Source organism: uncultured Planktosalinus sp., from assembly GCF_963973675.1.
Classification (GTDB): Bacteria; Bacteroidota; Bacteroidia; order Flavobacteriales; family Flavobacteriaceae; genus Planktosalinus.
In genome coordinates this window covers 1-3,976 of sequence record NZ_CAXBAN010000259.1, presented here as the reverse complement: position 1 = coordinate 3,976, position 3,976 = coordinate 1, and the positions used below count along the sequence as shown (strand labels likewise).

The window sequence follows — 3,976 nt, the reverse complement described above, 5'->3', positions numbered from 1 at the left end:
CATCCATACTTGGGGGTATGATGACTTTAATTGGTACTCCTCCAAATATCATTATCTCAACGTTTCGAAAAACAGAAGAACTGGGGGCTTTCACTATGTTTGATTTTGCACCTGTAGGAATCGCATTAACCTTCGCAGGACTTTTGTTTATAACTCTTGTAGGTTGGCGGTTCTTACCTAAAAGACAAACTGAAATTTCAACCAATAACATGTTTGAGATTGAGAGTTATATCACAGAAATTTTAATAAATAAAGAATCTGATTTAATTGGAAGATCAATCAAAAAGATAAAATCTGATATCGATCCAGATATAGAAATTTTGGGTATTATCAGAAATGATACCCGAATGCACGCACCCTCAACTTTTGAGGAGATAAGGGAGCATGACATTTTAATCCTGGAGTCTGATACTGATGACTTAAAAAAATTTATAGAAGCTCCCGGGCTAAGCCTGGCAGAAGGTGAGCCCATACGTGAAAAAGTAAAAGGTGGAGGGGAAGTAAAGTCAATTGAAGCTGTTATAACACCTAATTCACCGTTAATAGGAAAAACAATCTCCGATTTCAAATTGCGTTCACAATACAATGTGAATGTACTCGCTATTGCTAGACAAAATAAAAAAATAAACAAACGCATTTCTAAAGAAAAATTAAAACCAGGCGATGTATTTTTACTTCAAGGCTTTGAATTGAATATTCAGGAACTCATCAAAAACCTACATTGCCTCCCATTGGCTAAACGCGATATAGCACTGGGAAAACCAAGGCGCATCATCGGTGCACTTTCCATTTTTGTAATTTCAATTGCCCTTGTGGTAACAGGTGTTTTATCTGTAGATATCGCTTTTTCGCTTGCAGCAGTGGCAATGGTCCTTTCTAAGATACTTCCAATAAAAGATGTCTATTACAGTGTGGATTGGCCGGTTATAATATTGTTGGCAGCAATGATTCCCGTGGGCAAAGCTTTTGAAACTTCAGGTGGTGCAGAAACGGTAACTCAACTTCTATTGCAATTAGGCAACGACAACCCTACCTGGCTTTTTCTTGGTGTTTTAATGCTAATAACTATGCTGCTTTCAAATGTGATAAACAATGCAGCAACAGTAGTTTTGATGGCTCCTGTAGCCATTCAGGTTGCCCAAACATTTTCGATGTCTTCTGATCCATTTTTAATGACCGTTGCAGTAGGAGCATCGAGTGCATTTTTAACACCCATTGGACATCAATCCAATACACTGGTTATGAGCCCCGGTGGATATAAATTTAAAGACTACCTTATTATGGGAATCCCGGTAACTTTATTAATTTTACTGCTGGGTGTTCCCTTAATACTCTATTTTTGGCCAGTTTAAATAAAATAAAAAACAAATGAAATTCAAGTTTATACCCAGTCCTAAAAAGTTTGAAAATAAAGAAAAAATCATTCTGCGTGATTTTTTGGCAATGGAACGCACTTCCTTAGCCAATGAACGCACCTTATTTTCCTATATAAGAGCGTCACTGTATATGGCAATTGGGGGCGTGGCTATTTTGGAATATGAAGGGTTTGCTACTTTTAGCTGGTTAAGTTATGCGGTTTTAGGACTGAGTTTTATACTTATTTTTATTGGTATATTCAGGTTTAGGAGATTAAAGAAAAAACTTGAAACATATTATCAATCTATGAATATAAACCCTGAAAAAGAATCTGAAAAAACCTGAGTAAAGTTTAAGTTTTGCTTTTTAAAATTAATGCCCGGGTTGAAGAATTTAAATCCTGAGAGTCGCTTCCTTCAATTGAGAGGAGTGTTTCCTTTGCAAGTTGCTTTCCTAATTCAACACCCCATTGGTCATAACTGAAAATGTTCCAGATTACTCCCTGTACAAAAAGTTTGTGTTCGTAAAGAGCAATCAAAGCGCCCAGGTTTTCAGGGGTTAATTTTTGGATTAGCAAGGTGTTTGAAGGGCGATTCCCTTCAAAGTTTCGATATGGATTTTCAACTTGTTCACCCACAGTTCCGTTTAGCAAAGCTTCAGACTGTGCAAAACAATTGGCTAAAAGTATTTCCTGATGTTGGTCTTGATTATGAAGCGCTTTCGCGAAAGCAATAAAATCAACCGGAATCAGTTTAGTTCCCTGATGCAGCAGCTGGAAAAACGCATGCTGCGCGTTGGTGCCGGTGCTGCCCCAAACAATGTTTCCGGTTTGATAAGTCACTGGGTGACTATTTCTGTCCACTTGTTTGCCATTGCTTTCCATCACGGCCTGTTGCAAAAAAGGAACCCATTTTGATAAATAATGTGAATAAGGCACAACGGCTTCAGATTCTGCCCTAAAAAAGTTATTATACCACACTGAAAGCATGGCCATAATTACCGGCATATTTTCCTTAAAAGGGGCCGTTTTAAAATGCACATCCATTTGATGAGCTCCCTTTAAAAGTTTTTCAAAATTATCATACCCAACAGCCAGGCAAATGCTAAGCCCCACAGATCCCCAGAGTGAAAAACGTCCTCCTACCCAATCCCACATCGGGAATATGTTCTCTTTTGAAATGCCAAATTTCTCAACGGCATCTATATTGGTGGAAACAGCCACAAAATGACTTGAAACATCCTGAATTGTTGCCTTCTTTAAAAACCAACTCTTAATGCTGTTGACATTGGTAAGGGTTTCCTGAGTAGTAAATGACTTAGAAACAATCAAAAATAAGGTAGTTTCCCTGTCAAGTTCTTTCAGCGATTCCTGTACATGATCGCCATCAACATTTGAGATAAAGTGAAGATTGAGGTGGTTTTTATAATATTTCAAGGCTTCAGTAACCATATCGGGGCCCAAGTCACTGCCGCCAATCCCAATATTCACCACATCGGTGATCGGTTTTCCGGTATACCCTTTCCACTGCCCTTTGATGACAATTTCAGAAAAATGTTTCATTTTCTCAAGAGTTGCGGCAACTTCTGTAGGTTGTTTATTGAAATCTCTTAATGCTGTGTGCAGCACTGCTCTTCCTTCAGTTTCATTAATTTTTTCACCGTTAAATTGAGCTTCAATGGCTTGTGCAAGCTGAACTTCATCAGCGAGTTGTAAAAGCAGTTTCAGGGTTTTTGAATTTACCCTGTTTTTGGAGTAATCCAGATAAAATTCGCCGCATTCAATAGATAAACGGCGGGCTCGGTCGGCGTCTTCCTGAAAAAACTCCTGCATACTACTGCCTTCAATTTCAGAGAAATGTTTGGTCAATGCTGCCCAGGCCTTGGTAGTTGCCGGATTTATCTTTGGAAAACTCATGAGTTCAATCGGTTTTTTCTGTAGTATGCAATCAATCCGTCAATAGGTCTTCTAACGAAATTTCCGGGTTGCAGATTGTATCTGTTAAGGCAATCTTTAATTATATCTTGAGAAAAATGGGCAATGGAACCTATAAAATGTATAGGCACCTGCTGTGCTTCTTTGTAGCAAAGAATTTTGTATTCAATAAATTTCAGGATTCCTTCGCTGATTAGGTTATAAAAATATCCGTTTTCTTCTTCACTGGTAAAAATAAATTCAGCAAAGGATGCGAGGTAGGCATTTGGATTCGGTTTTTTATATAAATTGATTTTAATCGTATCGGGCTCGAGGTCAAATTGCTTTTCAAACTCAACAGCTAATTTTGAGGGCATTTTTTTATTAAAATAATCCCGGACGAGTCGTTTGCCAAAATAATTTCCACTGGCTTCATCCATAAGGATAAACCCAAGGGAGTCTACGTGGTTTTTGGCTGTCTTTCCATCAAAATAACAACTGTTTGATCCGGTTCCAAAAATACAAACAATACCCGGTTGGTCTGCTACTGCAAGGGCAGCTGCCAGCATATCTTCGGCCACTGTAATTGAAGCATTGACAAAAAGTTGTTTTAAAATATGGTGAAGCGTCTCTCTGGGGGTTTTTGTTCCACAGCTGGCCCCATAAAAATCAAGAAAGTCCGAAACGATATTGAGGTATCTTCGGAAG

Annotated in this window: 4 protein-coding genes; 2 read left to right on the top strand and 2 right to left on the bottom strand. The window is 38.4% G+C overall.

Going from position 1 to position 3,976, the window contains the following annotated elements; translation table 11 throughout:
- Together AACY61_RS10070 and AACY61_RS10065 are read left to right on the top strand one after the other, a co-directional pair.
- Positions 1 to 1,352: SLC13 family permease (locus tag AACY61_RS10070; protein WP_339611453.1), on the top strand; the 1,352-nt coding region annotated here is incomplete at its 5' end.
- 16 nt (positions 1,353 to 1,368) lie between these two features.
- On the top strand, positions 1,369 to 1,701 hold the full coding sequence (locus tag AACY61_RS10065) for a DUF202 domain-containing protein (protein WP_339611452.1): 333 nt from the start codon (positions 1,369 to 1,371) through the stop codon (positions 1,699 to 1,701).
- Between the two features lie 7 nt (positions 1,702 to 1,708).
- On the opposite strand, the gene pgi is transcribed toward AACY61_RS10065, so the two are convergent.
- Positions 1,709 to 3,271 carry a glucose-6-phosphate isomerase gene (gene pgi, locus AACY61_RS10060; RefSeq protein WP_339611451.1) on the bottom strand — a complete coding sequence of 521 codons (1,563 nt, stop codon included), beginning with the start codon at positions 3,269 to 3,271 and terminating at the stop codon, positions 1,709 to 1,711.
- The coding region (locus AACY61_RS10055) for an N-acetylglucosamine kinase (RefSeq protein ID WP_339611449.1) at positions 3,268 to 3,976 on the bottom strand (709 nt) is incomplete at its 5' end. The genes pgi and AACY61_RS10055, both read right to left, overlap by 4 nt.